Here is a 23,876-nt window from a genome sequence, read left to right as displayed (position 1 = left end):
CCACTCCTCCGTGTCGGTCGTCGCGCGATCGATCTCCTGCCCCATCCTCTCAATCCGCACGCGGCTCGGCGCGCGGTTGTCCACAGGCAGGGCCCGCCGGTCGGACAGTGTGATGAATCCCTGTGGAAAGACGTGGCTGACGGCCCGCGACACGGGTACGGAAGAACGGAAGAGGTGGGAGGACGCCTGTGACCACGCACCCCGACCGCCCGTACCCCGACGCGCCGCGCCGCCGCGCGGCCGGCCCGCACGAGGGCGCGGGCCCGGGCCCCGAGGCCCTCGCCGCAGCCCTGCGCCGCGCCGGTGTCGCCGAGGTGGACACCTCGTCGAGGCGCCGCGCCGAGTACGCGTCGGACGCGTCCAACTACCGGGTCGTGCCCACCGTGGTCGCCTTCCCCCGCCACGCCGACGAGGCTGCGGCCGCCCTGGAGGTGTGCAGGGACCTCGGCGTGCCGCTGACGGCGCGCGGCGCCGGCACCTCCATCGCGGGCAACGCGGTCGGCACGGGCGCCGTCCTCGACTTCTCCCGCCATCTGCACCGCGTGCTCGCCGTCGACCCCGACGCCCGCACCGCGGTCGTCGAGCCGGGCGCCGTCCTCGACGCGATCACCGCGGCCGCCGCCCCGTACGGCCTGCGCTTCGGCCCCGACCCCTCCACCCATGCGCGCGCCACCATCGGCGGCGCGCTCGGCAACAACGCCTGCGGCTCCCGTGCCCTCGCCTACGGCAGGACCGCGGACAATGTCGTCGGCCTCGACGTGCTCACCGGCTCGGGGGTGCGCTTCACGGCCCGCGCGGGGCTCGGCACCCCGGGCCGCGAAACCGGCCGCGCGGCCGAGCTGCTCGCCGGCCTCGACGCCCTGGTGCGCGACCGGCTCGCGCTGATCCGCACCGAGTTCGGCCGCTTCCGCCGCCAGGTCTCCGGCTACGGGCTCGAACACCTGCTGCCGGAGAACGGCGGCGACGTGGCAAAGTTCCTCGTCGGCACCGAGGGCACCCTCGGCGTGCTGCTCGGCGCCACCGTCTTTCTGGTCGGGGCGCCCCGGCACACGGCGCTCGCCGTCCTCGGCTACCCGGGCATGGCCGAGGCAGCCGATGCCGCGCCCGCGCTGCTGCCGCACCGCCCGGTGGCGCTCGAAGGCATGAACGCCCGCCTCGTCGACGTCGTACGGGCACGGCGCGGCGCGGCCGCCGTGCCCGACGTGCTGCCGCGCGGTGACGGCTGGCTGTTCGCGGAGACCGCGGGCGACACGGCGGCGGAGGCGGAGGACGCCGCCAGGCGCCTCGCCGCCGCCTCCGGCTGCCTCGACTCCGCCGTCGTCCGGGGGCCCGCGGCCCGCGCCCTGTGGCACATCAGGGAGGACGGGGCGGGGCTCGGCGGCCGCACCCCTGCGGGCGCCCCCGCCTGGCCCGGCTGGGAGGACTCCGCGGTCCCGCCCGAGCACTTCGGTGCCTACGTGCGCGACTTCACCGCGCTGCTCGCCCGGCACGGCCTCGACGGACTGATGTACGGGCACTTCGGCGACGGCTGCCTGCACGTGCGCATCGACTTCCCGCTCGCCGAACGCCCCGCGGTTCTGCGCGCGTTCGTCACCGAGGCGGCGGAACTCGCGGGCGCCCACGGCGGGTCGATGTCGGGCGAGCACGGCGACGGCCGCGCCCGCGGCGAACTGCTCGGCCGCATGTACGGGCCGGGAGCGCTCGCCGCCCTCGCCGCGGTCAAGCACCTCTTCGACCCGGACGACCTGCTCAACCCCGGGGTCATCGTGCGGCCGAGGCCCCTCGACGCCGACCTCAGGGTGCCCGCCGCCACCGCGTCGCCGCGCCGCCTCGCCTTCGCCTACCCGGACGACGGCGGCGACTTCACCACCGCGGTGCACCGCTGCGTCGGCATCGGCCGGTGCCGCGCCGACGCCACCGGGGGCGGGGCGGTGATGTGCCCCTCCTTCCTCGCCACCCGGGACGAGAAGGACTCTACGAGGGGCCGGGCGCGCGTCCTGCAAGAACTCGCCAACGGCCGCCTCGTGCACGGCGGATGGCGCTCCGAGGAGGTCGCGGAATCCCTGGATCTGTGCCTGTCCTGCAAGGGCTGCGCCGTCGACTGCCCCGCCGGCGTCGACATGGCCACGTACAAGGCGGAGGCCCTCCACCAGCGCTACCGCCGCAGGCCGCGCCCCGCCGCCCACTACGCGCTCGGCCAACTGCCGCGCTGGGCGCGGCTCGCCGCGCACGCGCCCCGCCTGGCGAACGCCCTCCTGGGCGCAGGTCCCGCTGCCGCGCTCGCCAAGCGCGCGGGCGGCGTCGACCCGCGCAGGCCGCTGCCGCGCTTCGCGGCGCGCACCTTCAGGGCGTGGTTCGCCGCGCACCCCCCTGCGCACGGTGAGCCCCTCACCCTCTGGGTCGACACCTTCACCGATCACTTCAGCCCGCACGTGGGGCGCGCCGCGGTGCGCGTCCTTGAGGCCGCCGGATACTCCGTACGCGTCCCCGACGGGCCGGTCTGCTGCGGCCTCACCTGGCTCAGCACCGGCCAACTCGACGGCGCCAAGAAGCAGTTGCGCCGCACTCTGCGGGCCCTCGAACCGTCACTGGCGGCCGGGACGCCGATCGTGGGCCTCGAACCCTCCTGCACGGCCGTCCTGCGCGGCGACCTCACCGCTCTGCTGCCACAGGACCCGCGCGCCGTGCGCACGGCCGCCGCCACCCGCACCCTCGCGGAACTCCTCGCCGGCACCCCCGGCTGGTCGCCGCCCGACCTCACCGGGGTGCGCGGCGTGGCCCAGCCGCACTGCCACCAGCACGCCGTCCTCGGCTGGGACGCGGACGGGGAGCTGCTGCGTACCGCGGGCGCCGACGTCGACGCGGTCGGCGGCTGCTGCGGCCTCGCCGGCAACTTCGGCGTGGAGAAGGGGCACTACGACGTGTCGGTGGCGGTCGCGGAGACGGCGCTGCTGCCCGCGGTGCGCGCGGCCGGCGCGGACGCCGTGGTGCTGGCCGACGGCTTCTCCTGCCGTACCCAGCTCGACCACCTCGCTCACCGGAGGGGGACCCACCTCGCGGAGCTGCTCGCCGACCGGCTGACGGACACAGCGCCCGGGTAGCCGGGGTATGTCACGCGGCGCGGGGAGGCGTCAGGCGCGCCCGCGCGCGGCCCACACGGGCCCGTCCGGGTAGCGGAACTCCTCGAGCGCCTCGTCGCGCATCCGCGCGCCCGCCCCCGGGGCCGTGGGCGCCGCGTAGTGCCCGTCCACGATCCGCACCGGGTCGGTGAAGTGCTCGTGCAGATGGTCCACGTACTCGATGACCCGGTCCTGCGTCGTGCCGGAGACGGCGACGTAGTCGAACATGGACAGGTGCTGCACCATCTCGCACAGCCCCACGCCGCCCGCGTGCGGGCACACCGGCACACCGGCCTTCGCGGCGAGCAGCAGGATCGCGATGTTCTCGTTCACACCGCCCACCCGCGCCGCGTCGATCTGCACCACGTCGACCGCGCCCGCCTGCAGCAGCTGCTTGAAGACGACCCTGTTGGCGACGTGCTCGCCGGTCGCCACCTTGACCGGCGCGACCCCGCGCCGCACGGCCGCGTGGCCCAGCACGTCGTCGGGCGAGGTGGGCTCCTCGATCCAGTACGGCTCGTACGGCGCGAGCCTGCGCAGCCACTCCACCGCGGGGCCCACGTCCCAGCGCTGGTTGGCGTCGACGGCGATCCGGACGCCGTCCCCGACGGCCTCCCGCGCGACCCGCATCCGGCGCACGTCGTCCTCGACCGAGCCGCCCACCTTCAGCTTGATCTGGGTGAAGCCGTCCGCGACGGCCTCCCGCGCGAGCCGCGCCAGCTTCTCGTCCGAGTAGCCGAGCCAGCCGGGCGTCGTGGTGTAGGCGGGGTAGCCGCGCTCCAGCAGCCGCGCGGTGCGCTCGGCGCGGCCGGGGGCGGCGGCGCGCAGGATCCCCAGGGCCTCCTCCCGGGTGAGCGCGTCGCTGAGGTAGCGGAAGTCCACCAGGTCGACCAGGTCCTCGGGGGACATCCCGGCCAGCAGCCGCCACAGCGGCTCGCCCGCCCTGCGGGCGGCGAGGTCCCAGGCGGCGTTCACCACGGCGCCGACGGCCATGTGCATCACGCCCTTCTCCGGGCCGAGCCAGCGCAGCTGCGAGTCGTGCACCAGGTCGCGGGAGAGGCCTCCGAGGTCACCGCACAGCTCCTCGACGGAGCGCCCCACCACGTGCGGCGCGAGCGCCTCGACCGCCTTGGCCTGCACGTCGTTGCCGCGTCCGATGGTGAAGGCGAGCGCGTGCCCTTCCAGTCCCCCGGGTGCGTCGGTGCGCAGCACGACGTAAGCGGCCGAGTAGTCGGGCTCCGGGTTCATGGCATCCGAGCCGTCCAGCTGCTCGGAGGTGGGGAACCTGATGTCCAGCACGGACAGCTCCGTGACGCGTGCGGCGGACGGCGGTACAGGCGGCATGGCGACACTCCAGACGGGGCGGAGGCGCGCGGTTCCGTGGCGGCCCCCTCGGCCGTGGCCACCCTAGGTCGGTATACATCCAATGTCTAGCGACAGGTGGGATGTATGTACCCACCGCTGAACGGGACGGAACTGTTCCGTACCGCAGGGATCCAGGGAGTATCAGGGGTAGTCATGGGATGTATGCCGGAGGATGCCGGGCGGTGGACCGCCCGCGCCGGGGCCGCGCCCGCCGGGCCCATGTCCCAAGGGATCGCAAAGCCGGGCGGGGTGTGTGACGGCGAGTGTTGACGCCGTACCTCGAAGTGACTGACTATCGCACGGTGCGCTGCCGGCCGGGGGTCGCGCACACGGACCACCGCGACGCCGGAACACCGGAGCGCCCGCGCGCCGAGGATGCCGGAACAGAAGACGGAAAACGGAAAACGACACACCACAGACAGATCGGAAGGCTGTGCCGCCGCGCTACCCCACCGTCGGTGAACTGACCGCACGAGCCGGAGCGCTGGCCGCCGCGCATCCCGGGCGCGCCGCGCTGCGGCGCATCGGACGCTCCCGCGGCGGCGAACCGCTGACCCTGCTCACCGTCGGCCGTGGCGAGCGCGACGTCCTCGTCGTCGCAGGACCGCACGCCAACGAGCCCGTCGGCGGTGCCACCGCGCTCCGCCTCGCCGAACACCTGCTGGCCGCGGGGCCGGACGACGGCCCGGGTGCCGCCGCCTGGCACCTGCTGATCTGCCTCGACCCGGACGGCGCACGCCGCAACGAGCGCTGGCTGAGCGGTCCGATGACCCTCGGGCACCACTTCCGGCGCATGTTCAGGCCCAGCTTCCCCGAGCAGCCCGAGTGGCTGCACGCACGCTCACGCGCCGAACTCCTCCCCGAGACCCGGGCGCTCGTCGACCTCCAGGACGAACTGCGGCCCTTCGTCCAGTTCTCCCTGCACGGCGTCGACATCGGCGGCAGCTTCGTCCAGCTGACCCGGCCGCTGCCCGGCGTCGCCGACGCCCTCGCGCGCTCGGCCGCCGACCGGGGCATCCCGCTGGAGCTCTCGCCGTTCGACGCGTTCTTCTGCACCGGCCCAGGCACCGCCGTCTTCGACATGCCGCCACCGTCGCGGCGCGACCAGTTCACCGGATCGCTCTCCCCGAGCCACGCCTCCACCTGGTACCACCCGTACCGCTACGGCACCACGACCGCCATCGTCGAGGCCCCCATGTGGGCAGCGGACGAGATGGCCGACGCCTCCCCGCACCCCGACCCGCGCGGCGCCGTCACCGGCATCGGCCGCCTCACCGAGCGCGACGCCGAGTTCCTCGCCGGGCTCGCCGACCGCATCAGGCCCCGCGTGCCGGTGCACGTGGCGCCGCTGCTGCGGACCGTGGACGACTTCCGCCGCAGCTGCCCCGCCCTCGTCGCCGAGTGGGACCCCGAGTCGTTCGCCGGCTTCCCCGGCGGTCTCTCCGGGCTCAACAGGGCCCAGGTGCTCGCGCTCACCATCGCGGCCCGCCGCCTCGTGCTGCGCACCGCCGGCATGCTCTACCAGACGGCCGAGGGCTGCGGCCCCGCCGCCCACGACGTGCGGGACGCGCTCGACCGGTTCCTCACCGCGCGCTGCGCCGTGTTCGAGCGGCGCTGCCGGCCCCGCTGGGTCCCGGTGGCGGACCAGGTGGAGCATCAGTTCCAGGTCGTACGGGCGGCCTTCGGGCTGCTCACGGAGGGCGCCCGCGCCCCGGGCGCGGCCACGGCGCCCGCCTGAGGCGGGCCTGGCGGGCCGCGCGGCGGGGCAGAGTACTCCCTTTCGGCCCGCGCCGCGGGCGACCCGCCGCGAAACCGGGAAATCGAGCCGGATCCCTGCCCCGGCGCCGCGCCCCGCGGCTACCCTCGACTCCTCACGTCCGAGAAGCGTGTGCCGCACGTGCGAGAAGGGAGCTGACGGATGGACCTCAGGCCCGGCCTCCCGCACGACCTCCCCCTGCTGGAACGCGAGTCGGAACTCGCCGCAGCCACCCAGGCCGTACGGGCGCTGTGCGGCGACGCCTCGCCAGGCACGGGCCCCACCGGCGGCGTGCTCGTCTACCGGGGCGCGGCAGGGCTCGGCAAGACCGCCCTGCTCGCCCGGGTCCGCGAGATCGCCGCCGACCGGTGCGTGGTGTGGTCGGCGCGCGGCGGCGAGACGCTCTCCTCCGTGCCCTTCCACGTGGCGCGCCAGCTCCTGCAGCCCGCGCTCACCGCGGGCCCCGGCGAACTCCTCGGCGACTGGTACCCGATCGCGGGCCCCGCCCTCGGCGTCGCCCCGCCCGGCGCCCCGTACGGCGACCCGCAGGGCGTCAGGGAAGGACTCGACGTCCTGGCGGCGGAACTCGCCGACGCCTACGGCCCGCTGGTCCTCCTCGTCGACGACGCGCAGTGGGCCGACCTGGAGACGCTGTCCTGGCTGGCCTCCTTCGCGCACCGGCCGGGCCCGGGACTGCCGGTCCTGCTGGTCGTCGCCTACCGCACGGGCGGCGAGACCGGCGTCGCCGCCGACCTGCTGGAGTCGATCGGGCAGGGCGCCAGGCTCCGCACCACCCTCGGGGCCCTCACCACCGACGCCACGGGACAGCTCGCCCGTACGGTCCTCGGCCCGCGCGCCGACCCGGAGTTCTGCCGCGAGGTGTGGGGGGTCACCAGCGGCAACGCGTACGAGACCGTGGAGCTGCTGGCCCGGGTCAGGGACAGCAGCCTCGACCCGGTCGGCGGGTCGGCCGCCGCGCTGCACGACCTCGCCGCCTCCACCCGCGGCACGGGCCTGGTCCGGCGGCTCGCCGAACTCGGCACCGCCACCATCCAGTTCGCCCGCGCCGCCGCCGTCCTCGGCACCGGCATCCCGCTCGGCACCGCGCGCACCCTGGCCGGCATGGGCCGCGCCGAGGCCGAGGAGTGCGCCGAGCGGCTGCGGACCGCCCGCATACTCGTCGGCACCGACCCGCTGGAGTTCGTGCACCCGCTCATCGCGAGCGCCGTGTACGACTCGATCCCGCCGGCCACCCGCACCGCCCTGCACGGCCGCGCCGCGTGGACGCTGGCCAGGGGCGGCGGGGGAGCGGCCGCCGCGGCGCCGCACCTGCTCGAAGTGCACCCGGACGGCGACCCCGAACTCGTCAAGCAGCTGCGCGAGGCGGCGGCCGGGCACCTCGCGGTCGGCGCGCCCGCCGCGGCCAGGCGCTGCCTCGAACGCGCCCTCGAAGAACCGCCGCCGCCCGCCGAGCGCGCCGAGGTCCTCTACGAGCTCGGCTGCGCCTGGCTGCTGACCGCGCCCGCGACCACCGTCTCCCACCTGCGCGACGCCCTCGACCTGCCGGGACTCGCGGGCGTGCACCGGGTCGACGCCGTGCTGCGGCTCGCGCAGGCACTGGCCCACAACGACCAGAGCGCCGAGGCCGCCCGGGTCGTCGCCGCCGAGGCCGAGGTCTGCCTGCCGGGTCCCTTCAAGGAGCGGCTGACCGCGGCCCGCTTCCTCTGGGAGGGCGTCAGGGACGCGGAGGCCGACGGGGTCAGGCGCTCCCGTCGGCTCGTCGAGGCCGCCGACGGGCTCACCGGCGCCGACGGCACCGAACGGGTGCTGCTCGCCCTGCGGGCCTTCGACGGCGCCCTGCGCGGCGAGAGCGCCGCGCGCGTGGTGGCCACGGCGGAGCGCGCCCTGCCGGACGGCCGCCTCGCGCCCGGCATGCGGTGGACCGACACCGAGTGGAGCTTCGAAGTGCCCGGCGTGCTGGGCCTCGCCTACGCCGTCACGGACCGGCTCGACCGCGCCGAGGCCCTGTTCACCGAGGCGCTGCACGCGTTCGACCGCTCCGGCTGGAGCGGCGGCCACCTGGCCTTCGCGCACGCCATGACGGGGTACGTGCACCGCAGGCGCGGGCGGCTCGCGGAGGCCGAGGCGTACCTGTGGGAGGCCGTGCGCCTCGCCGAGGGCGTCGGGCCCGGCCTGCCCGTGCAGTGGCAGGCCGTCAGCGCGCTCATCGACACCCTGCTCGCCCGCGGCCACGTGGAGCGTGCGGCGGACTGCGCCGACCGGTACGGCTTCGCGCGGCCCTACCCGAGCACGATGATCCTGCCCGACGCCGCCTGCGTACGCGGCCGGCTGCTGCTCGCCCTCGGCCGCACCGGCGACGCCGTCACCGAACTGACCGCCGCAGGCCGGGCGCTCACCGCGCGCGGGCGGCACAACGTCGTCACCGGGCCCTGGGCGCTCGACCTGGCTGAGGCTCTCGCCGGCACCGAGCCGCGGCGCGCCGCCGCGCTGGCCGCCCGCGCCCTGCGCGAGGCCGAGCGGTTCGGCACCCGCACCGCGGTCGGTTCCGTCCTGCTGTGCCAGGCGTTGCTCGGCGAGGGCGCGGCGCGCGCCGTGCTGCTCCAACGGGCCGTCGCGCACCTGGAGGGCTCCCCGTGCGCCGACCTGCGCGCCCGGGCGCACATCGAGTACGGCATCGCCTCGGGGTCGGCCGCGGACGTGGACGCGGGCGTCGAACTCGCCGAGCTGTGCGGCGCCGACGGGCTGCTCGCGCGCGGCGCCGGCACGGCGGCCTCCGGCAGACCCCGGTCCTGACCCGCCCTCCCGCGACCCCGCCCCGCAGCCCTGTCCCGTATTCCCGTCCCTCCACAGCCGGTGCCTGCGTATCCCCGCATCCCCGTATTCTCGTACCGTGCCCGCGCCATCCGACGACCCCCGCGGCCGTGGCCCCGCAGGCCCCGCCACGGTGCCCCCGCCGGGGGCACCCGAGCTGCGCGGCGACTGCGCCGACTGCTTCGGCCTGTGCTGCGTCGCCCTCTCCTTCTCCGCCGCCGACGGCTTCCCCTCGGACAAGGGCGCAGGCGAGCCCTGCGGGCACCTGCGCGAGGACTTCGGCTGCGCCGTCCACCGGGAGCTGCGGCCGCGCGGCTACACGGGCTGCGCCGCGTACGACTGCTTCGGGGCGGGGCAGAAGGCCTCCCGCCACACCTTCGGCGGCGTCGACTGGCGGCGGGAGCCCGCGAGGGCGCCCGCGATGTTCGCGGTGCTGCCCGTGCTGCGGCAGCTTCAGGAGCTCCTGCACTACCTCGCGGAGGCCCGCGCCCTGCCGGCCGCGCGCCCGCTGCACACCGAACTCGCCCGCGTGTACGTGCGCACGGAGCGGCTCACGCTCGCCGACGCCGACACCCTGCTCGCGACGGACGTGGCGCGGCACCGCGCCGAGGCGGTGGCGCCGCTGCTCGCCCGCGCCGCGGAGCTGGCACGCGCCACCCGGACCGGCGGGCGCAGGGGCCGGGGCGCGGGGCCGCGGCGGCTGCGGGGCGCCGACCTGTCCGGCGCCCGCTTCGCCCGGGCCGACCTGCGCGGCGCCGACCTGCGGGGCGCCCGCCTCATCGCCGCGGACCTGCGCGGCGCCGACCTGCGCGGGGCCGATCTGATCGGCGCCGACCTCAGGGGCGCCGACCTCGCGGGTGCCGACCTGCGGGACGCGCTGTTCGTCACGCAGTCCCAGCTGTACGCGGCGAAGGGCGACAGCACGACCGCGCTGCCGCCCAGGCTGGCCCGCCCCGCCCACTGGCGGACCGCCCCCTGAAGGACCCGCCGCCGGCCCTCACTCAGCGGGCGCGCCGCGCGCGCCGCACCAGGAAGAGCGCCGCCCCGGCGAGCACCGCGGCCCCGACGAGCGCGAGCGGCACCAGCAGCCCGGTGCCGTCCCCGGTGCTCGACGCCTGGGCCACCGCGCCGTGCCGGTCCGCGGCTTCGGCCTTGGCGCGGCCGGACTTCGCGGTGTCCGCGCCCGCCGCCTTCACCTGCGGGGCGGGGGCGAGCGAGCCCACAGGGGTGGTGTGCCCGTCCGCGGTGAAACCCCAGTCGAGCAGGCGCCGCGCCTCCTCGTAGACGGCGTCGGGCTCGCCGGACTGCGGGTTCATCAGGGTCACCAGGATCGTCCTGTTGCCGTGCCGGGCGGCGGCGACCAGGGTGTTCCCCGCGTTCGTGGTGTAGCCGTTCTTCACGCCGATCATGCCGGGGTAGGTGCGCACCCCGTGGGCGCCGCTGAGCAGCCTGTTGGTGTTCTGGATGCCGAAGCTCTTGCCGCCCTCACCGGGGAACTGGGCGTCGGAGGTGGACGCGTACGAGGCGAACTGCGGGTCGGCGAGCCCCGTGCGCCCGAACACCGCCAGGTCGAAGGCGGACGACACCTGGCCCGGCGTGTCGTAGCCGTCGCAGGACACCACGTGCGTGTCGAGCGCGCCGAGCTGCCGCGCGCGGCGCTGCATCTCGGCGACTGTCGTGTCCCAGCCGCCGTTCAGCGACGCCAGCACGTGCACCGCGTCGTTGCCCGAGCTGAGGAAGACGCCCCGCCACAGGTCCGCGACCCGGTACGAGTGTCCCTGCTCGACCCCGACCAGGCTGCTGCCCTCGCCGATGCCCGACAGGTCGGCCTGGGTGACCCGGTGCCGGGACGCCGCGGACAGGTGCGGCATGGTCGTGAGCGCGAACAGGGTCTTCAGGGTGGACGCGGGCGGCAGCTTGCGGTGCGCGTCGTGCGCGGCGAGCACGGCGCCCGAGTCCGCGTCGGAGACAAGCCAGGACAGCGAAGAGACGTCCTTCGGCGGCGCGGGGGTGCCGGGCCCCGGCCGCGCGACGGTGCCGCTCCCGTAGAGGTCGGAGCTGTCGACGTACGCGGGGGCCGGCGCGGGCGGCAGCGGGTCGGTACGGGTCAGGGCGGGCGGGGACTGGGGGCGTGCGGCGTGCGCCGTGGCCGCGGGCCCGAGGGCCAGCAGACCGGAGGCGAGGGCAGCCGTCCCGGTGAGCGCGGTGCGCTTCGCGGATCTGATGATCATTCAGCCACGGTAGGAAGGGCACGCGCCGCCCGCACCGCCATGTGCGCCGACCGGAGGTACGCACCCGCGCACGCGGGGCCACCCGGCTGACACGTGCCGCCGACACCCGGCTGGGGCCGCTGGGCTGACGCGGGCCGTGGGCCCGAGCGCTCGCCTGACGCGTGCCGCGGGGATGCGGGTGGGGATCTCCCGGCCGACGCGCGGGCCGCGGCGGCGCGGTGGCGCCGTCGGCCGGACGGGTGCCCCGGCGTGGGCTGGGCGTCCGGCCGGCGCGGGCCGCGGGGGCCCGAGGAGGGCCACTCTGCCTGACCGGGCCCGGCCGTCTGCGGACGGCCGTGTCCGCCCTGCGCGGGCTGTCGACGCGTGCGGGGGCGCGGCCTCCCGGCCGCGCCCCCGCGGGGCTCACCGCCGGCGCCCGCTCCCGAGGGCCGGCCTCTCAGGGCCGCACGGACGGCCGCGTCACGGACCCGTCCGCACGGGCTCCTGGCCGCGCCCGTCGCCGAACGCGTGCGCCGTCTGAGCCGCGGGGTCCTGCGGCGTCGCCGCGCCCAGCGCCCCGAGCCGGGCGAGCGCCTCGGCGTCCGGGGTGCCTGGCCTCGCCGACTGGGCGATGATCCGCAGGTCGCAGCCCGGCACCGTGATGACGTCGCAGTCCACGGCGACCGCGCCCGCGTCCGGATGGCGCACCGTCACCCACTCGCCCTCGTGGGAGCCGGTGTAGCGGGACGTCCACAGCTCCGCGAACCGCGTGCTCGACCGCCGCAGCCCCGCGACCAGGGACCGCAGCTCCACATCGGTCGGATAGCGGGCGGCCGCCGCCCGCAGGTCGCCCACGAGCGCCGTCTCGAACCTGGCCGCCTGCTCCGGCGTACGGGTGACACGGCTCGGCGCCGCGGTGAAGTGCCGCCAGGCGACGTTGCGGCAGGGACTGGCGTCGGCCCGTGCGGGATCGCCGAGCAGCGCAGCCCACAGCGGGTTCCAGGCGATCAGTGACCAGGTCGCGTCGTGCACGCCCACGGCGGCCCCCGCCAGGCCGTCGAGCAGCCGCCGCACGCTCGGCGGCACCGTCCGCGGCACCAGGTCGGTGGCCGGCGGCGCGTGCCCGGCCAGCAGGAACAGATGGCGCCGCTCCGCGTCGTCGAGGCCGAGCGCCCGCGCGAGCGACGCCAGCACCTGGGACGAGGGCATGGTCGCCCTGCCCTGCTCCAGACGGGTGAGGTGATCGACGGACAGTCCGGCCAGCCGTGCCAGCTCCGCGCGCCCCATCCCTGGGCCCACCGCGCCGTCCCCCGGCAGTCCGGCCCCGGTGGATGCGATCCGGTCACGCCAGCGGTGCAGCGCCGCGCCCAGCTCTCCATGTCGGGTCATGGCCTCAGTATCGGCGGCACACCCGGGACCTGCGCGGCGTCCGCCCGCCGGCGACGCGCCGTGACGGGTCACGCAGCGTGGCCGCGCCCTCGCCCGGCCGGGCCCAGCCGCCCTTTGCCCGACCAAGTGGTCGGCGTACAGGGCCGTTTCGTCATACGGTTGCCCCCGATACACAGTGGAGACGAGCGGGGGAGCCGGATGCTGGACCTGATCTCGACGACGGCCATCAATGCGGTACTGGGCACGATCGGTTCGAGTATGGCCAACGAGGCAGGGCGGTGGGCCTGGGAAAACGTGGGCGCCCTGGTGCGGCGCACGCTCGGGCGCGACACTCCGGCCCCCGTGGACGGCGCGCAGACAGAGACCCTCGCCGTGGCCCTCCACCGCGCGCTCGCCGACAACCCCGGCGCGGCCCGCGCGTGGCAGGAGCTGATCAGGACGGCCCCCGCGCCCGGGCCGGCGCTGACCCGCCCTGTCGCCCCGCCGGGACCTCGGTTCTTCACCGATCACGAGGCTGAGATGAAGGCCCTCGACAAGGAGGCCCGGCGCTCCTACGGCGGCATTCCCCGCGTGGCCGCAGTCATGGGCGCACCGGGCATGGGAACCACCGCACTCGCGCAGTGCTATGCCGCCCGCAGCGCGAAGCGCTTCCCGGACGGCAGCGCCTATGTCGACTTGCGTGGCTCCTCGGCCGCCGGGGCCATGGACCCCGCGGTCGCCCTGCGCCAACTCCTGCTGGAACTCGGAGTGGAGGCAGCCCATGTCCCACCCACTACCGAGGCGCGCGGCCGTCTCTTCCGGCAGCTCGTCGCGGACAAGCGGCTCCTCGTGGTCCTCGACCACGCCCACTCGGCGGCCCAGGTGCGGCCGCTGCTCGCCGCGGGACCCGGTGTCTTCACCCTGGTCGTCTCCCGGGCGCCGCTGGCCGGCCTCGACGCGGTGCCCGTGGTGGTCGGGCCCCTGCCCGACAAACACGCGAAGGCGCTGCTCGCCACGGTGGTCTCGGCCCCCGCGCTGGCTGCCGTCTCCGGCGCCCTGCCCTCGGTCCTCGCCGAGTGCGGGGGCTCGCCGTTCGCGCTGCGGGCGGCCGCCCCGCGGCTGATCTCCTCCGATGGCGTACGCACCGGCGACGGGGTCCCCGTGTCCGGTGACGATCCGGTGACCGTGGCCGCCGAGCGGGCCTACCGGCTGCTGGAACCCGAGGCGGCCCGCGCCTACCGGCTGCTGGCGCTGCGGCCCTGGCCCGGGTTCGGGGCGGAGATGGCCGCACGTACTCTCGCCCTCGCCCCGGACAGGACCGCAGGTCTGCTGCGGGCCCTTGCCGAGGTCCGGCTGATCGAGGAGCCGGGGCCCGGCAGGTACCGGTACCGGGCCGAGATCCGCGTCCACGCCGAGCGGACGGCCCTGGCCGAGGACCGCGTCGCGGCCTGCTCCGCGGCGGCGGGCCGGAGCATCGACTGGTACCTCGACTTCGGGGTGCGGGCCCGCAAGGCCGCGCTCCGGGGCGGCTGGACGGTCGGCGCGCGCTACGAGGAACTGCCGGCCGGCGAGTACCGGTCGGAGGGCGATGCGCTCGACGCGCTCGTGGCCGAGACGGGTGGCCTCGTCGAGGCGGTGGCCGCCGCCGCAGAGTTCGACCGGGCGGACGCCGTGTACCAGCTCGTACAGGCCCTGTGGCCGGTCCAGCTGAAGGCCGGCCTGCACGACGAGGTACTGCCTGCCCTGCGCGACGGCGTGCGGACCGCGGGCCTGCACGCCCCCCGCTCGCGGGAGGCAGGGCGGATGCACTCGCTGCTCGGCCTCGCCCTGACGGAGCTCGGCCGCTACGACGAGGCGGAGCCGCAGTTCCTGCGGGCGGCCGAGGCCGAGGAGGCGTCGGGCCACCCGCTGGGCGCCGCATCGGCGATCGAGTCGCTCGGCCTGATGCGCCTGCGGCAGTGGCGTTTCCAGCATGCCTACGAGGCCTTCGACCGGGCGGACCGCGTACTCGACGGCGTCGCACCGGACAGCGAGGACGCGCGGGTGCTGCCCCGCGCCCGATTGCTCCTGATGCGCCACCGCGGCCGGGCACTGAGCGGTCTCGGCCGCTACGAGGAGGCGCGCGCTCAGCTGGCGCGCGCGCTCGCCGGGTTCAGGGGCGCGGTCGGCACGGAACCCGGTGGCGCCGCGGTCGACGACCCGTACAACGCGGGCAAGACGCTGTGCGACCTCGCCGCGTGCGAGCTCGCGGCGGGGGAGCCGGCGGCGGCCCTGGCCCGAGCGGACCAGGCCGTGCCGCTGCTGGAAGCCGACCACGCGGACCTGCAGCTGCGGGAACTGGCGGCACTGCGGGCCCGCTGCGTCAGCGCTCTCGAGCCGCCGGCCGGGAACTGACCGATACGCGGTGTGCGGACCGGCCGGTCCGCACGGTGAGGTGGCGGCCCGGCGCGCCACCGGAGGCGAGCAGTGCATGCAGGGCCGAGGCGTACACCGCGGGATCCGGCCCCTCGGGGTGTCCGGCCAGGAGGAACTCCCGCCCTGCCCGGGTGCGGGCCGTACAGCACCCGCGGCCGGTGACGTACGCGGCGACTGAGCAGCCGGGGTGGCGCGCCAGCACCTCGGCGGTCCAGCTCCCGGGGCTGCCGAAGCGGGGATCGTCCGCGGTGCCGTGCCGGAGGATCACGTCGGCGACGTCGAGGCGGCCGGGGTCGCGGGTGTCCTCCGGGACCGCGGTATGCAGCGGATCCCGGCCCCGCGGCTCCGACGGCGGGTCCGCGTACCGCTCCACCGCCACCTCCCCGGGCCCGCACACCCGGGTGGCCACCCGCAGCGGCGCCGTGCCGACCGCCGCCTCGTAGGGCGGCAGCGGCAGAGGTTCGAGCAGTGCGGGGCCCGGCGGCTCCGGCAGGCCGAGCCGCTTGTAGAAGTGCCGTCGCAGCAGCTCGGCGGAGCGGCCGGGCTGCGACGACACCAGCCGGGCGGGCCCCGGCAGCGGCCGGTGGACCGTGATCAGACGGTCGAGCTGGTCCACCAGCGGCACGCCCGGCGACCAGCGGGGCGCCTCCCGGGTGAAGGCCGCGACCGGAGAGGTCGGGTCGAGGCGGCCGGGGGCGTCGGCGGCGAGCAGGACCGGCGTGCCGAGGGCGGCCGCGTAGTAGCTCACCGAGCCGAAGTCGCCGACGACGGCGTCCGCCGCCACGAGCGCCTGCCGCCACCCCTCCATCGGGTCGACGAGCAGGAGGCCCGCGCGTACGGCCCGGTCCAGCCAGGCCCTGACCTGACCGGGGCCGTGGCCGTGCCAGATGTTGGGATGCAGCACGGCGGCGACCCGGTACTCGTCCACGGGCAGTTCGTAGGCCGCGGGGCCGAGCAGCGCGGGCAGGACGTCCCCCTCACCACCGTCCCCGAACAGGGACTCAGGGTTCCAGGTGGAGTTGAGTACCACCAGCCGTTGGGCCCGGTGCACGCCGAGGGCGCGGCGGAAACGCGTGCGGTACTGCCGCGCGGCGAGCAGCCGGTCGTAACAGGGATCGCCGGCGAGCAGGGCGGTGGGCAGCACCTCGGGACAGGAGGCGCGCAGCCGTTCCAGCTGTTCCGGGTGGGAGAGGACCAGCGTGTCCGCCACGGCAATGCCGCGGTGGAGCAGCCAGTCGGGCGAGAGCCCGAAGACCGGCGTTCGGCGTTCGGCGTTCGGCGTTCGGCGTTCGGCGTTCGGCGTCGCCAGCTTCTTATTGTAGCCGACGCCATGGGAGAGGATGGTCAACTCACCCTTCAGGGTGTGCAATTGACCGCCGAAGCTCGCGGAGATCGCCAAGTCGACCGGGAGGGAGAGCGCCTGTTCCCACGGAACCACCGGGACCCCGACATTGGCCAACAGCTCCGCGACCCCCGACCGGAACGGCGACGAGCCCGTACACGTCGCGAGCAGCTGGACGCGCAGGTCGTCGTGGAAGAGGGGGAGGACGTCGAGCAGTCGGGTCGCGGAGGTCACGTTGTGTACCACCAGCAGGATCCGCTTGCACCGGCCGCGGGTCGCCCAGCGCGGCGCTTCCGGCCCCACGGGCACCCGGAGCCAGTCGGCCCGCCTCTTCCGTCTCTCTGGTCCCACGGCTGATCACCCTATCGGGTCACATCCGCGCTCCCGCAGGGCCCGCGCGGCGGGCTCAGCGGCCCGGCGCGGCCACCCGCAGGTCCGCCTCGATGCGGGCGACCGTGGCCAGCAGGTGCGGCAGCAGGCCGGTCCGTACGGACTCGACCGAGTGCCGGCTCGCGTGGACGGGGATGTTGACGGCCGCGACCACCGCGCCCGCGCCGTCGCGCACCGGCGCGGCGACCGAGCGCAGCCCGGCCTCCAGCTCCTGGTCGACGACGGCGTGGCCCTGCTCCCTGACCGCGCGCAGCTCGGCACGCAGCTGCCCCGCGGAGACGATGGTGCGCTCCGTGGGCGCCGCCGGGCGCCCGCGGTCCACGAAGCCGTCCCAGCGCTCCTCCGGCAGGTCGGCGATGAGGACCCGGCCGACCGAGGTCGCGTACGCGGGGAAGCGGGTGCCGACCGTGATCGTCGTCGTCATGATCCGGCTGACCGGCACCCGCGCCACGTACACCACGTCGTCGCCGTCCAGCACGCAGAGCGAGGACGACTCGTGGACCTCGGCCACCAGCCGCTCCAGGTGCGGCTGGGCGATCTCGGGCAGCGTGAAGCTGGACAGGTAGGCGTAGCCGAGTTCGAGCACCCGCGGGCTGAGCCGGAACACCCGGCCGTCGGTGTGCACGTAGCCGAGGTCGGCGAGCGTCAGCAGGAAGCGGCGGGCGGCGGCGCGCGTCAGGTCGCAGGCGCGGGCCACCTCGCTGAGCGTCAGCTCGGGACGGTCGGCGCCGAACGCCCGGATCACCGCGAGGCCGCGTTCGAAGGAACGGACGAAGTGGGCTCCACGCTCCCGCTCGCCGTCCGCGCCGCTCGCGCCGTCCGCGCCGGTCATGGGGGAACCTCCCTGCTGCGCCCGCGTGGCCCGCCGGGCGGCGGGCGGGGGACACCCGCGATTCTCGCAGGGCGCACCGGGCATACGCGCGCCGGTGGGCCTCCGCGGGGAGGCCCACCGGCCCGTGGCGCGCCGCGCCCGTCCCCACGGTGCGGCGCGCGGCGGCCCCGGCCCTCCGCTCGTGGGCGGGGCCGCCGTCCCGGGGCCGGGCCTCAGCCGGCCGGCGCCGTCCCGACCGCGGGCGGGGGCTCGGGGGCGGGGGCGACGCCGAGCGCGGGCAGGACCGACGCGTCGACGAACCGCACGAGGTACTCCTCGTCCGCGTGGACGCCCCGCAGCAGCAGCCGCGCCCGCAGCACGCCGAACAGCTGGACCGCCACGAACTCGGCGGCCGGGTTGTCCGGCGCGACCTCGCCGCGCTCGACGGCCCTGCGGACCATCGCGTCGATCGCCGCGACCTCCGGCTCGACGAGGTTCTCGCGCAGCGCCGCCAGCAGGTCCGGGTTCTGCTGCGCCGCGTGCGCGAGGGCGTGCGTCAGGGCCGTGTCCCCGTGCGCCTTCGTGCCCGTGGCCCGCGCCACCGCCCGCAGGTCGCCGGCGAGCGTGCCCGTGTCGATCTCGCCGAGCCGCACGCCGCGTGTCCCGCGCAGTGCGGCGCACACGAGCTGCGGCTTGGTGCCCCACTGCCGGTACAGCGTCGACTTGCCGCACCGGGTGCGGGCCGCGATGCCCTCCATGGTCAGCGCCTCGTAACCGCCCTCGCGGAGCAGGTCGAGCGCGGCCGTGTAGAACTCGCGCTCGCGCTCGGGTGTGATCTTGGAGCGGCGCTGTGTTGACGTCATCGACTCTCCTTCCGGATCCCGGAGGTGACGAGTGAGCGGGGCCGGGTACGCGGATGTACGTGCGACACCGATACGCCAGTGTACCGATACGGTCCCGTATCGGTACACTGGCGTATCGATAAGGGCGAGGCGCGTGCCGAGCCGCCACCGCACCACGACGTCGCACGCCGTGCCGCACACGCGAAGGGGTCGGGTGAATGAAGGCCCGGACTGATCCCGCCCTGCGGGGCCCCGCCCCGCTTCCCGTCCAGCGGCCCGGCTCCCCGCGAATACCCGCCGCCTCTGCCCCGCTGCGCTCGCTGCGGCCTGTCGCGGCGCGTACCGCCCGCGCCGCGCCGCCCCCGCAGGAGCGCAGACCGCCCCTCACCAGGGAGCTGGCCCTCGTCGTCGCCCTCTTCCTCGTCTACAGGCTCGGCAGGCAGCTCGCGGCAGGCCGCACCGCCGACGCCTTCCGGCACGCGGGGGACGTCTGGCGCATCGAGCGCTCCCTCCACCTGCCGAGCGAGGCGGGCGTCCAGCACCTGCTGCTGCACAGCCACCCGCTGGTCCACGCCGCCAACACCTACTACGCGGCCGTCCACTTCCCCGCCACGGTCCTCTTCCTGGCCTGGCTGTACTGGAAGCGCCCCCGGCACTACGTCTGGTCGCGCCGGGTCCTGACCGCCGTGACCGGCGGCGCCCTCGCGCTCCACCTGCTGCTGCCGCTCGCCCCGCCCCGGATGCTCACCGCCACCGGCCTCATCGACACCGCGCGGGTCTTCGGCCCCTCGGTGTACGCGTCCGACCCCGCGGCGAACTCGGTCGAGAACCAGTTCGCCGCCATGCCCTCGCTGCACTTCGGCTGGGCGCTGATGGTGGCGGTCGGGCTGATCGCCGCGACCGCGTCCCGGCTGCGCTGGCTGTGGCTGCTGCACCCGCTCGCCACCCTCTTCGTGGTGGTCTCCACCGCCAACCACTACTGGCTCGACACCCTGGTCGCCGCCGCCCTGCTGGCCGCCGCGCTCGCCGTGCTGCGGGTGCCTGCGGCGACGGGCCCCCCGCTCGCCGCACGCGGGCGCCTGCCGGGGCGCCACACGGGGCACCTCGCCCCCGCGTATCCCGCGGGGGTGCGCCGGTGAACGCCGCGACCCTGGCCGCCGTGGCCCTCTCGCTGGTCTCCGCCGTCGCCTACGCGGTGGCCGCCGTCGCCCAGGAGCGGCTCGCCGCCCGGGGCGCCGCACGGCAGGGCGGCGGGCTGCTCGCGCTGCTGCGGCGCGGCGCCTGGTGGTGGGCGGTCGGCCTCAACGTCATGGGCGCCCTGCTGCACGTCGCCGCGCTCACCTACGGACCGCTCACCGTCGTCCAGCCGCTCGGCGCCCTCACCCTCGTCGCGGCCGTGCCGCTCGGCGCGTACCGTGCGGGGCGCCGCGTCACCAGGGGGGAGTGGGCGGGCACCGCCTACACGCTCGTCGGCCTCGCCGCGATCCTGGTGGCGGCCGCGGGCGGCGCGCCCTCCCGCGCGCTCTCCCTGCCGGGGGCCCTCGGCGTCGCCGCGACGGCCGCGGCGCTCGCCGCGCTGCTCGTGGTCTCGCTGCCGGGCGCGCGCCCGGGGCTGCGCCACGCCACCGCGTCCGGCATCGCCTCGGGCGTCGCCTCCGCGCTCACCCAGACCGTCACCCTCAGCCTCACCGCGCACGGCGGCCTGCCCGCCTGGGGGATCGCGCTGGTCGCCGTGCTCGTCGCGGTGTTCGCCTGCGCCGGGCTGCTGCTCGCGCAGGCGTCCTACCGGGGCGGACTCGGCGCCCCGCTCTCCCTGCTCACGCTCGCCAACCCGGTGGCCGCGTCGGCGGTCGGGATCATCCTGCTGGGCGAACGCGTCCAGGGCGGTCCGCTCGGCATCGCGGCGGCCGCGGTCGGCGCGGTACTCGCCGCGCGCGGCGTCGTCCTGCTGACCCGCGCCGTGGCCCCCGTACGGCGGCCGAGCAGCGACGAAGCGCCGGAACCCGGCGCGGGGAGCGGCCGGGCGACGAGCCTGCCCGCCGTCCCCTCCCAGCAGCCGAAGCGCCGCGCGGGGCACGTGTGAAGCTCCCCTGTGGGCCCGGTTAAGAAATCCTCGATGGACGGCGGCGGCCCCCTGCGGCGAGATTGGTCGCGGAACACGATCACCGTCCGCCCCACCACCCGCCGGGAGCCACGCCGATGAAGGCACTCGTCAAGCAGCACGCCGCGCCAGGGCTGTGGCTCATGGACGTCCCCGAGCCCGACTACGGCCCCGGCGACGTGCTGATCCGGGTCCTGCGCACCGGCATCTGCGGCACGGACCTGCACATCAGGTCCTGGGACGGCTGGGCGCAGGGCGCGATCCGCACGCCGCTCGTCATCGGCCACGAGTTCGTCGGCGAGGTCGCCGCGGTCGGCGCCGACGTGTCCGAGACCGCCGTGGGGGACCTCGTCAGCGGCGAGGGCCACCTGGTCTGCGGCACCTGCCGCAACTGCCTTGCGGGCCGCCGCCACCTCTGCCGCAACACCGTCGGCCTCGGCGTCGGCAGGGACGGAGCCTTCGCCGAGTACGTGGTGCTGCCCGCCGCCAACGTCTGGGTCCACCGCACCAGGGTCGACCTGGACGTGGCCGCCGTCTTCGACCCGTTCGGCAACGCCGTGCACACCGCGCTCACCTTCCCCGCCCTCAACGAGGACGTGCTGATCACCGGCGCGGGCCCGATCGGCATCATGGCCGCCGCCGTGGTCAGGCACGCGGGGGCGCGCAACGTCGTCATCACCGATGTCAGCCCCGAGCGCCTCGCGCTCGCCCGCAAGGTCGGCGTCACGCTCGCCCTCGACGTCTCCCGCCACACGATCGCGGACGCGCAGGAGCAGCTCGGCCTCAGGGAGGGCTTCGACATCGGCCTCGAGATGTCGGGGCGCCCCGAGGCCGTGCGGGACATGCTCGACAACATGACGCACGGCGGGCGGATCGCGATGCTCGGGCTGCCCGCCGCGGAGTTCGCCGTCGACTGGGCGAAGGTCGTGCAGCACATGATCACGATCAAGGGCATCTACGGCCGCGAGATGTTCGAGACCTGGTACGGCATGCAGGTGCTCATCGAGGGCGGCCTCGACCTCACCCCGGTCATCACGGGCAGCTACGGGTACGAGGACTTCGACGCCGCGTTCGACGAGGCGGCCACCGCGCGCAGCGGCAAGATCATCCTCAACTGGGACAACTGAACACGCCCACCGATCCGGGAGCTCATCACATGTTCGCGTCTGTACGGGACGACCTGCGTGCCACCCTCGACGAGATCCGCGAGGCGGGACTCTTCAAGCCCGAGCGGGTGATCACCACCCCGCAGAGCGCCTCGGTCGGGGTCGGGGCCGACGGCTCGGCCGCCGAGGTCCTCAACTTCTGCGCCAACAACTACCTCGGCCTCGCCGACCACCCCGAGGTGCTCGCGGCCGCCAAGGACGCCCTCGACCGGTGGGGCTACGGCATGGCGTCCGTGCGCTTCATCTGCGGCACCCAGGAGATCCACAAGGAGCTGGAGGCGCGGCTGAGCGCGTTCCTCGGCCAGGAGGACACGATCCTCTACTCGTCCTGCTTCGACGCCAACGGCGGCGTCTTCGAGACCCTGCTCGACGCGCAGGACGCGGTCATCTCCGACGCGCTCAACCACGCCAGCATCATCGACGGCATCCGGCTGTCGAAGGCCCGCCGCCTGCGGTACGCCAACCGCGACATGGCCGAGCTCGAACAGCGCCTCAAGGAGGCCGGCGACGCGCGCCGCCGCCTCGTCGTCACCGACGGCGTGTTCTCGATGGACGGCTACGTCGCGCCCCTGCCGGAGATCTGCGACCTCGCCGAGCGCTACGACGCCATGGTCATGGTCGACGACTCGCACGCCGTGGGCTTCGTCGGCGACGGCGGCCGCGGCACCCCGGAGCTGCACGGGGTCATGGACCGCGTCGACATCGTCACCGGCACCCTCGGCAAGGCACTGGGCGGCGCCTCCGGCGGCTATGTCGCCGCGCGCGCCGAGATCGTCGCGCTGCTGCGCCAGCGCTCCCGCCCCTACCTGTTCTCCAACTCGCTCGCCCCGGCGATCGCCGCCGCCTCCCTGAAGGTCCTCGACCTGCTGGAGAGCGCGGGCGAGCTGCGCGAGCGGCTGAAGGCGAACACGGCCCTCTTCCGCCGCCGCATGGCGGAGGAGGGCTTCGACGTGCTGCCGGGAGACCACCCCATCACCCCGGTGATGATCGGGGACGCGGGCGAGGCCGGCCGGATGGCCGAACAACTCCTGGAGCGCGGCGTGTACGTGATCGGCTTCTCGTACCCCGTGGTGCCGATGGACAAGGCCCGCATCCGGGTCCAGCTGTCCGCCGCGCACTCCACCGAGGACATCGAGCGCGCGGTCACCGCCTTCACCGGCGCGCGGGCGGCCCTGCACGGCTGACCCGCACGGGCCGTGCTCCGCCCATGCCTGACAAAATGGACGGGTGATCGACCCGAAGCGCCTGCGCGTCCTGCGGGCCGTGGCGGACCACCGTACGGTGACCGCCGCGGCCGCGGCGCTGTACCTCACGCCCTCCGCCATCTCCCAGCAGCTGGCCGCGCTCGAACAGGAGACCGGGCACGCGCTGCTGGTACGCAGCGGGCGCGGCGTGCGGCTCACGGCGGCGGGCGAGATCCTGCTGGCCCACGCCCACGCGGTGCTCGCGCAGCTGGAGCGCGCGGAGGCCGAGCTCGCCGCGTACGAGGGCGGGAGTGCGGGCGAGGTGACCGTGGCGTCCTTCGCCACCGGCATCGCCGAGGTGCTCGCGCCCGCCGTGCGCTCGCTGTCTGCCGGGCACCCCGGCATCCGGGTGCGGGTGCGCGACGCGGAGGGCGACGAGAGCCTGCCCATGGTCCTGGACGGCGCCGCGGACGTGGCGGTCGCCGTCGAGTACCGGGGCGCGCCGAAGGAGGACGACGTACGGCTCTCCCGGGTGCCGCTGTACGCGGAGCCGTTCGACGCGGTCCTGCCGGAAGGCCACCCGCTCGCCGCCCGCACGGACGTGGACCTCGCCACCCTCGCCGACGACGACTGGATCGGCCAGCACCCGGGCAACCCCTGCCACGAGGTGACCAGGCTCGCCTGCGAGCAGGCCGGGTTCGAGCACGTGCCGGTGCACTTCTCCGACGACTTCCGCGCCGTGGTCGCGCTGACCGGCGCGGGGGCAGGGGTCGCGCTCGTCCCGCGCTCGGCGCTGCACGGCATGGAGCTCAAGGGCACGGTCGTACGCCCGGTGGCCGGCCCCCGGGCGACCCGCAGGGTCTTCGCCGCGGTCCGCAGGGGGGCGGCAGGCCACCCGCTGATCGCGCCCGTGCTCGCGGCCCTGTCCGCGGCGGCCGCGGGGCTGACCACGGGCTGAGCCCCGCGGCGCGCCTC

The 23,876-nt window shown here is 75.9% G+C and carries 16 protein-coding genes; 10 read left to right on the top strand and 6 right to left on the bottom strand.

What is annotated here, in order from left to right; translation table 11 throughout:
* Positions 1-188: 188 nt before the first annotated feature.
* A complete protein-coding gene (locus AB0910_RS02015) occupies positions 189-3,101 on the top strand; it encodes an FAD-binding and (Fe-S)-binding domain-containing protein (RefSeq protein ID WP_366742522.1) in 2,913 nt (970 codons plus the stop codon).
* A 30-nt stretch (positions 3,102-3,131) separates the two neighbouring features.
* Here the strand turns inward: AB0910_RS02015 and AB0910_RS02010 are convergent, their stop codons facing one another.
* Positions 3,132-4,463 (bottom strand): enolase C-terminal domain-like protein, encoded by a 1,332-nt coding sequence (locus AB0910_RS02010; RefSeq protein ID WP_366742521.1) that lies wholly within the window; start codon positions 4,461-4,463, stop codon positions 3,132-3,134.
* Positions 4,464-4,917: 454 nt separating this feature from the next.
* Here AB0910_RS02010 and AB0910_RS02005 point away from each other — a divergent pair, with 454 nt between their 5' ends.
* The 3 genes from AB0910_RS02005 (at position 4,918) to AB0910_RS01995 (ending at position 10,051) form a co-directional block, all read left to right on the top strand.
* Positions 4,918-6,222 (top strand): M14 family zinc carboxypeptidase, encoded by a 1,305-nt coding sequence (locus AB0910_RS02005; RefSeq protein ID WP_366742520.1) that lies wholly within the window; start codon positions 4,918-4,920, stop codon positions 6,220-6,222.
* Between the two features lie 180 nt (positions 6,223-6,402).
* Positions 6,403-9,054, top strand: coding sequence for an AAA family ATPase (locus AB0910_RS02000; RefSeq protein ID WP_366742519.1), 2,652 nt, complete (start codon positions 6,403-6,405; stop codon positions 9,052-9,054).
* A gap of 151 nt (positions 9,055-9,205) precedes the next feature.
* Positions 9,206-10,051, top strand: coding sequence for a pentapeptide repeat-containing protein (locus AB0910_RS01995; RefSeq protein ID WP_366742740.1), 846 nt, complete (start codon positions 9,206-9,208; stop codon positions 10,049-10,051).
* 22 nt (positions 10,052-10,073) lie between these two features.
* Here AB0910_RS01995 and AB0910_RS01990 read toward each other — a convergent pair whose 3' ends face one another.
* Positions 10,074-11,303, bottom strand: coding sequence for a serine hydrolase (locus tag AB0910_RS01990; protein WP_366742518.1), 1,230 nt, complete (start codon positions 11,301-11,303; stop codon positions 10,074-10,076).
* A gap of 459 nt (positions 11,304-11,762) precedes the next feature.
* Positions 11,763-12,671, bottom strand: a complete 909-nt coding sequence (locus tag AB0910_RS01985; protein WP_366742517.1) for a helix-turn-helix transcriptional regulator — start codon at positions 12,669-12,671, stop codon at positions 11,763-11,765.
* Between the two features lie 198 nt (positions 12,672-12,869).
* Between AB0910_RS01985 and AB0910_RS01980 the strand changes: the two genes are divergently transcribed.
* Complete coding sequence (locus AB0910_RS01980) at positions 12,870-15,044, top strand: tetratricopeptide repeat protein (RefSeq protein WP_366742516.1); 2,175 nt, start codon at positions 12,870-12,872, stop codon at positions 15,042-15,044.
* Here the strand turns inward: AB0910_RS01980 and AB0910_RS01975 are convergent.
* From AB0910_RS01975 to AB0910_RS01965, 3 genes are all read right to left on the bottom strand, one after another.
* Positions 15,013-16,758: a hypothetical protein gene (locus AB0910_RS01975; RefSeq protein WP_366742515.1), complete on the bottom strand. Its 1,746-nt coding sequence runs from the start codon at positions 16,756-16,758 to the stop codon at positions 15,013-15,015. The two genes, AB0910_RS01980 and AB0910_RS01975, sit on opposite strands and share 32 nt — an antisense overlap.
* Before the next feature lie 55 nt (positions 16,759-16,813).
* Positions 16,814-17,629, bottom strand: a complete 816-nt coding sequence (locus tag AB0910_RS01970; RefSeq protein WP_366742514.1) for an IclR family transcriptional regulator C-terminal domain-containing protein — start codon at positions 17,627-17,629, stop codon at positions 16,814-16,816.
* Positions 17,630-17,841: 212 nt separating this feature from the next.
* On the bottom strand, positions 17,842-18,471 hold the full coding sequence (locus tag AB0910_RS01965) for a TetR/AcrR family transcriptional regulator (protein WP_366742513.1): 630 nt from the start codon (positions 18,469-18,471) through the stop codon (positions 17,842-17,844).
* A gap of 197 nt (positions 18,472-18,668) precedes the next feature.
* Between AB0910_RS01965 and AB0910_RS01960 the strand changes: the two genes are divergently transcribed.
* The 5 genes from AB0910_RS01960 (at position 18,669) to AB0910_RS01940 (ending at position 23,859) form a co-directional block, all read left to right on the top strand.
* Positions 18,669-19,589, top strand: a complete 921-nt coding sequence (locus AB0910_RS01960; RefSeq protein ID WP_366742512.1) for a phosphatase PAP2 family protein — start codon at positions 18,669-18,671, stop codon at positions 19,587-19,589.
* Positions 19,586-20,533: a DMT family transporter gene (locus AB0910_RS01955; protein ID WP_366742511.1), complete on the top strand. Its 948-nt coding sequence runs from the start codon at positions 19,586-19,588 to the stop codon at positions 20,531-20,533. The genes AB0910_RS01960 and AB0910_RS01955 overlap by 4 nt, the downstream gene beginning before the upstream one ends.
* Positions 20,534-20,649: 116 nt before the next feature.
* Positions 20,650-21,678 carry an L-threonine 3-dehydrogenase gene (gene tdh, locus AB0910_RS01950; protein WP_366742510.1) on the top strand — a complete coding sequence of 343 codons (1,029 nt, stop codon included), beginning with the start codon at positions 20,650-20,652 and terminating at the stop codon, positions 21,676-21,678.
* A gap of 29 nt (positions 21,679-21,707) precedes the next feature.
* Positions 21,708-22,901: a glycine C-acetyltransferase gene (locus AB0910_RS01945; protein WP_366742509.1), complete on the top strand. Its 1,194-nt coding sequence runs from the start codon at positions 21,708-21,710 to the stop codon at positions 22,899-22,901.
* A gap of 43 nt (positions 22,902-22,944) precedes the next feature.
* Positions 22,945-23,859, top strand: coding sequence for a LysR substrate-binding domain-containing protein (locus AB0910_RS01940; RefSeq protein ID WP_366742508.1), 915 nt, complete (start codon positions 22,945-22,947; stop codon positions 23,857-23,859).
* The last annotated feature ends 17 nt before the right edge of the window (positions 23,860-23,876 follow it).

The sequence above is a fragment of the Streptomyces sp. NPDC047002 genome (assembly GCF_040704505.1).
GTDB lineage: Bacteria > Actinomycetota > Actinomycetes > Streptomycetales > Streptomycetaceae > Streptomyces.
Note: the sequence above shows the minus strand (reverse complement) of the source record. Positions and strands in the feature narration are given on the sequence as shown.

Bases quoted from the DNA above. Each gene is read 5' to 3' on its own strand.
- AB0910_RS02010 (WP_366742521.1), bottom strand. From the start codon at position 4,463: ATGCCGCCTGTACCGCCGTCCGCCGCACGCGTCACGGAGCTGTCCGTG.
- AB0910_RS02000 (WP_366742519.1), top strand. From the start codon at position 6,403: ATGGACCTCAGGCCCGGCCTCCCGCACGACCTCCCCCTGCTGGAACGC.
- AB0910_RS01990 (WP_366742518.1), bottom strand. From the start codon at position 11,303: ATGATCATCAGATCCGCGAAGCGCACCGCGCTCACCGGGACGGCTGCC.
- AB0910_RS01985 (WP_366742517.1), bottom strand. From the start codon at position 12,671: ATGACCCGACATGGAGAGCTGGGCGCGGCGCTGCACCGCTGGCGTGAC.
- AB0910_RS01980 (WP_366742516.1), top strand. From the start codon at position 12,870: ATGCTGGACCTGATCTCGACGACGGCCATCAATGCGGTACTGGGCACG.
- AB0910_RS01970 (WP_366742514.1), bottom strand. From the start codon at position 17,629: ATGACCGGCGCGGACGGCGCGAGCGGCGCGGACGGCGAGCGGGAGCGT.
- AB0910_RS01965 (WP_366742513.1), bottom strand. From the start codon at position 18,471: ATGACGTCAACACAGCGCCGCTCCAAGATCACACCCGAGCGCGAGCGC.
- AB0910_RS01960 (WP_366742512.1), top strand. From the start codon at position 18,669: ATGAAGGCCCGGACTGATCCCGCCCTGCGGGGCCCCGCCCCGCTTCCC.
- tdh (WP_366742510.1), top strand. From the start codon at position 20,650: ATGAAGGCACTCGTCAAGCAGCACGCCGCGCCAGGGCTGTGGCTCATG.
- AB0910_RS01945 (WP_366742509.1), top strand. From the start codon at position 21,708: ATGTTCGCGTCTGTACGGGACGACCTGCGTGCCACCCTCGACGAGATC.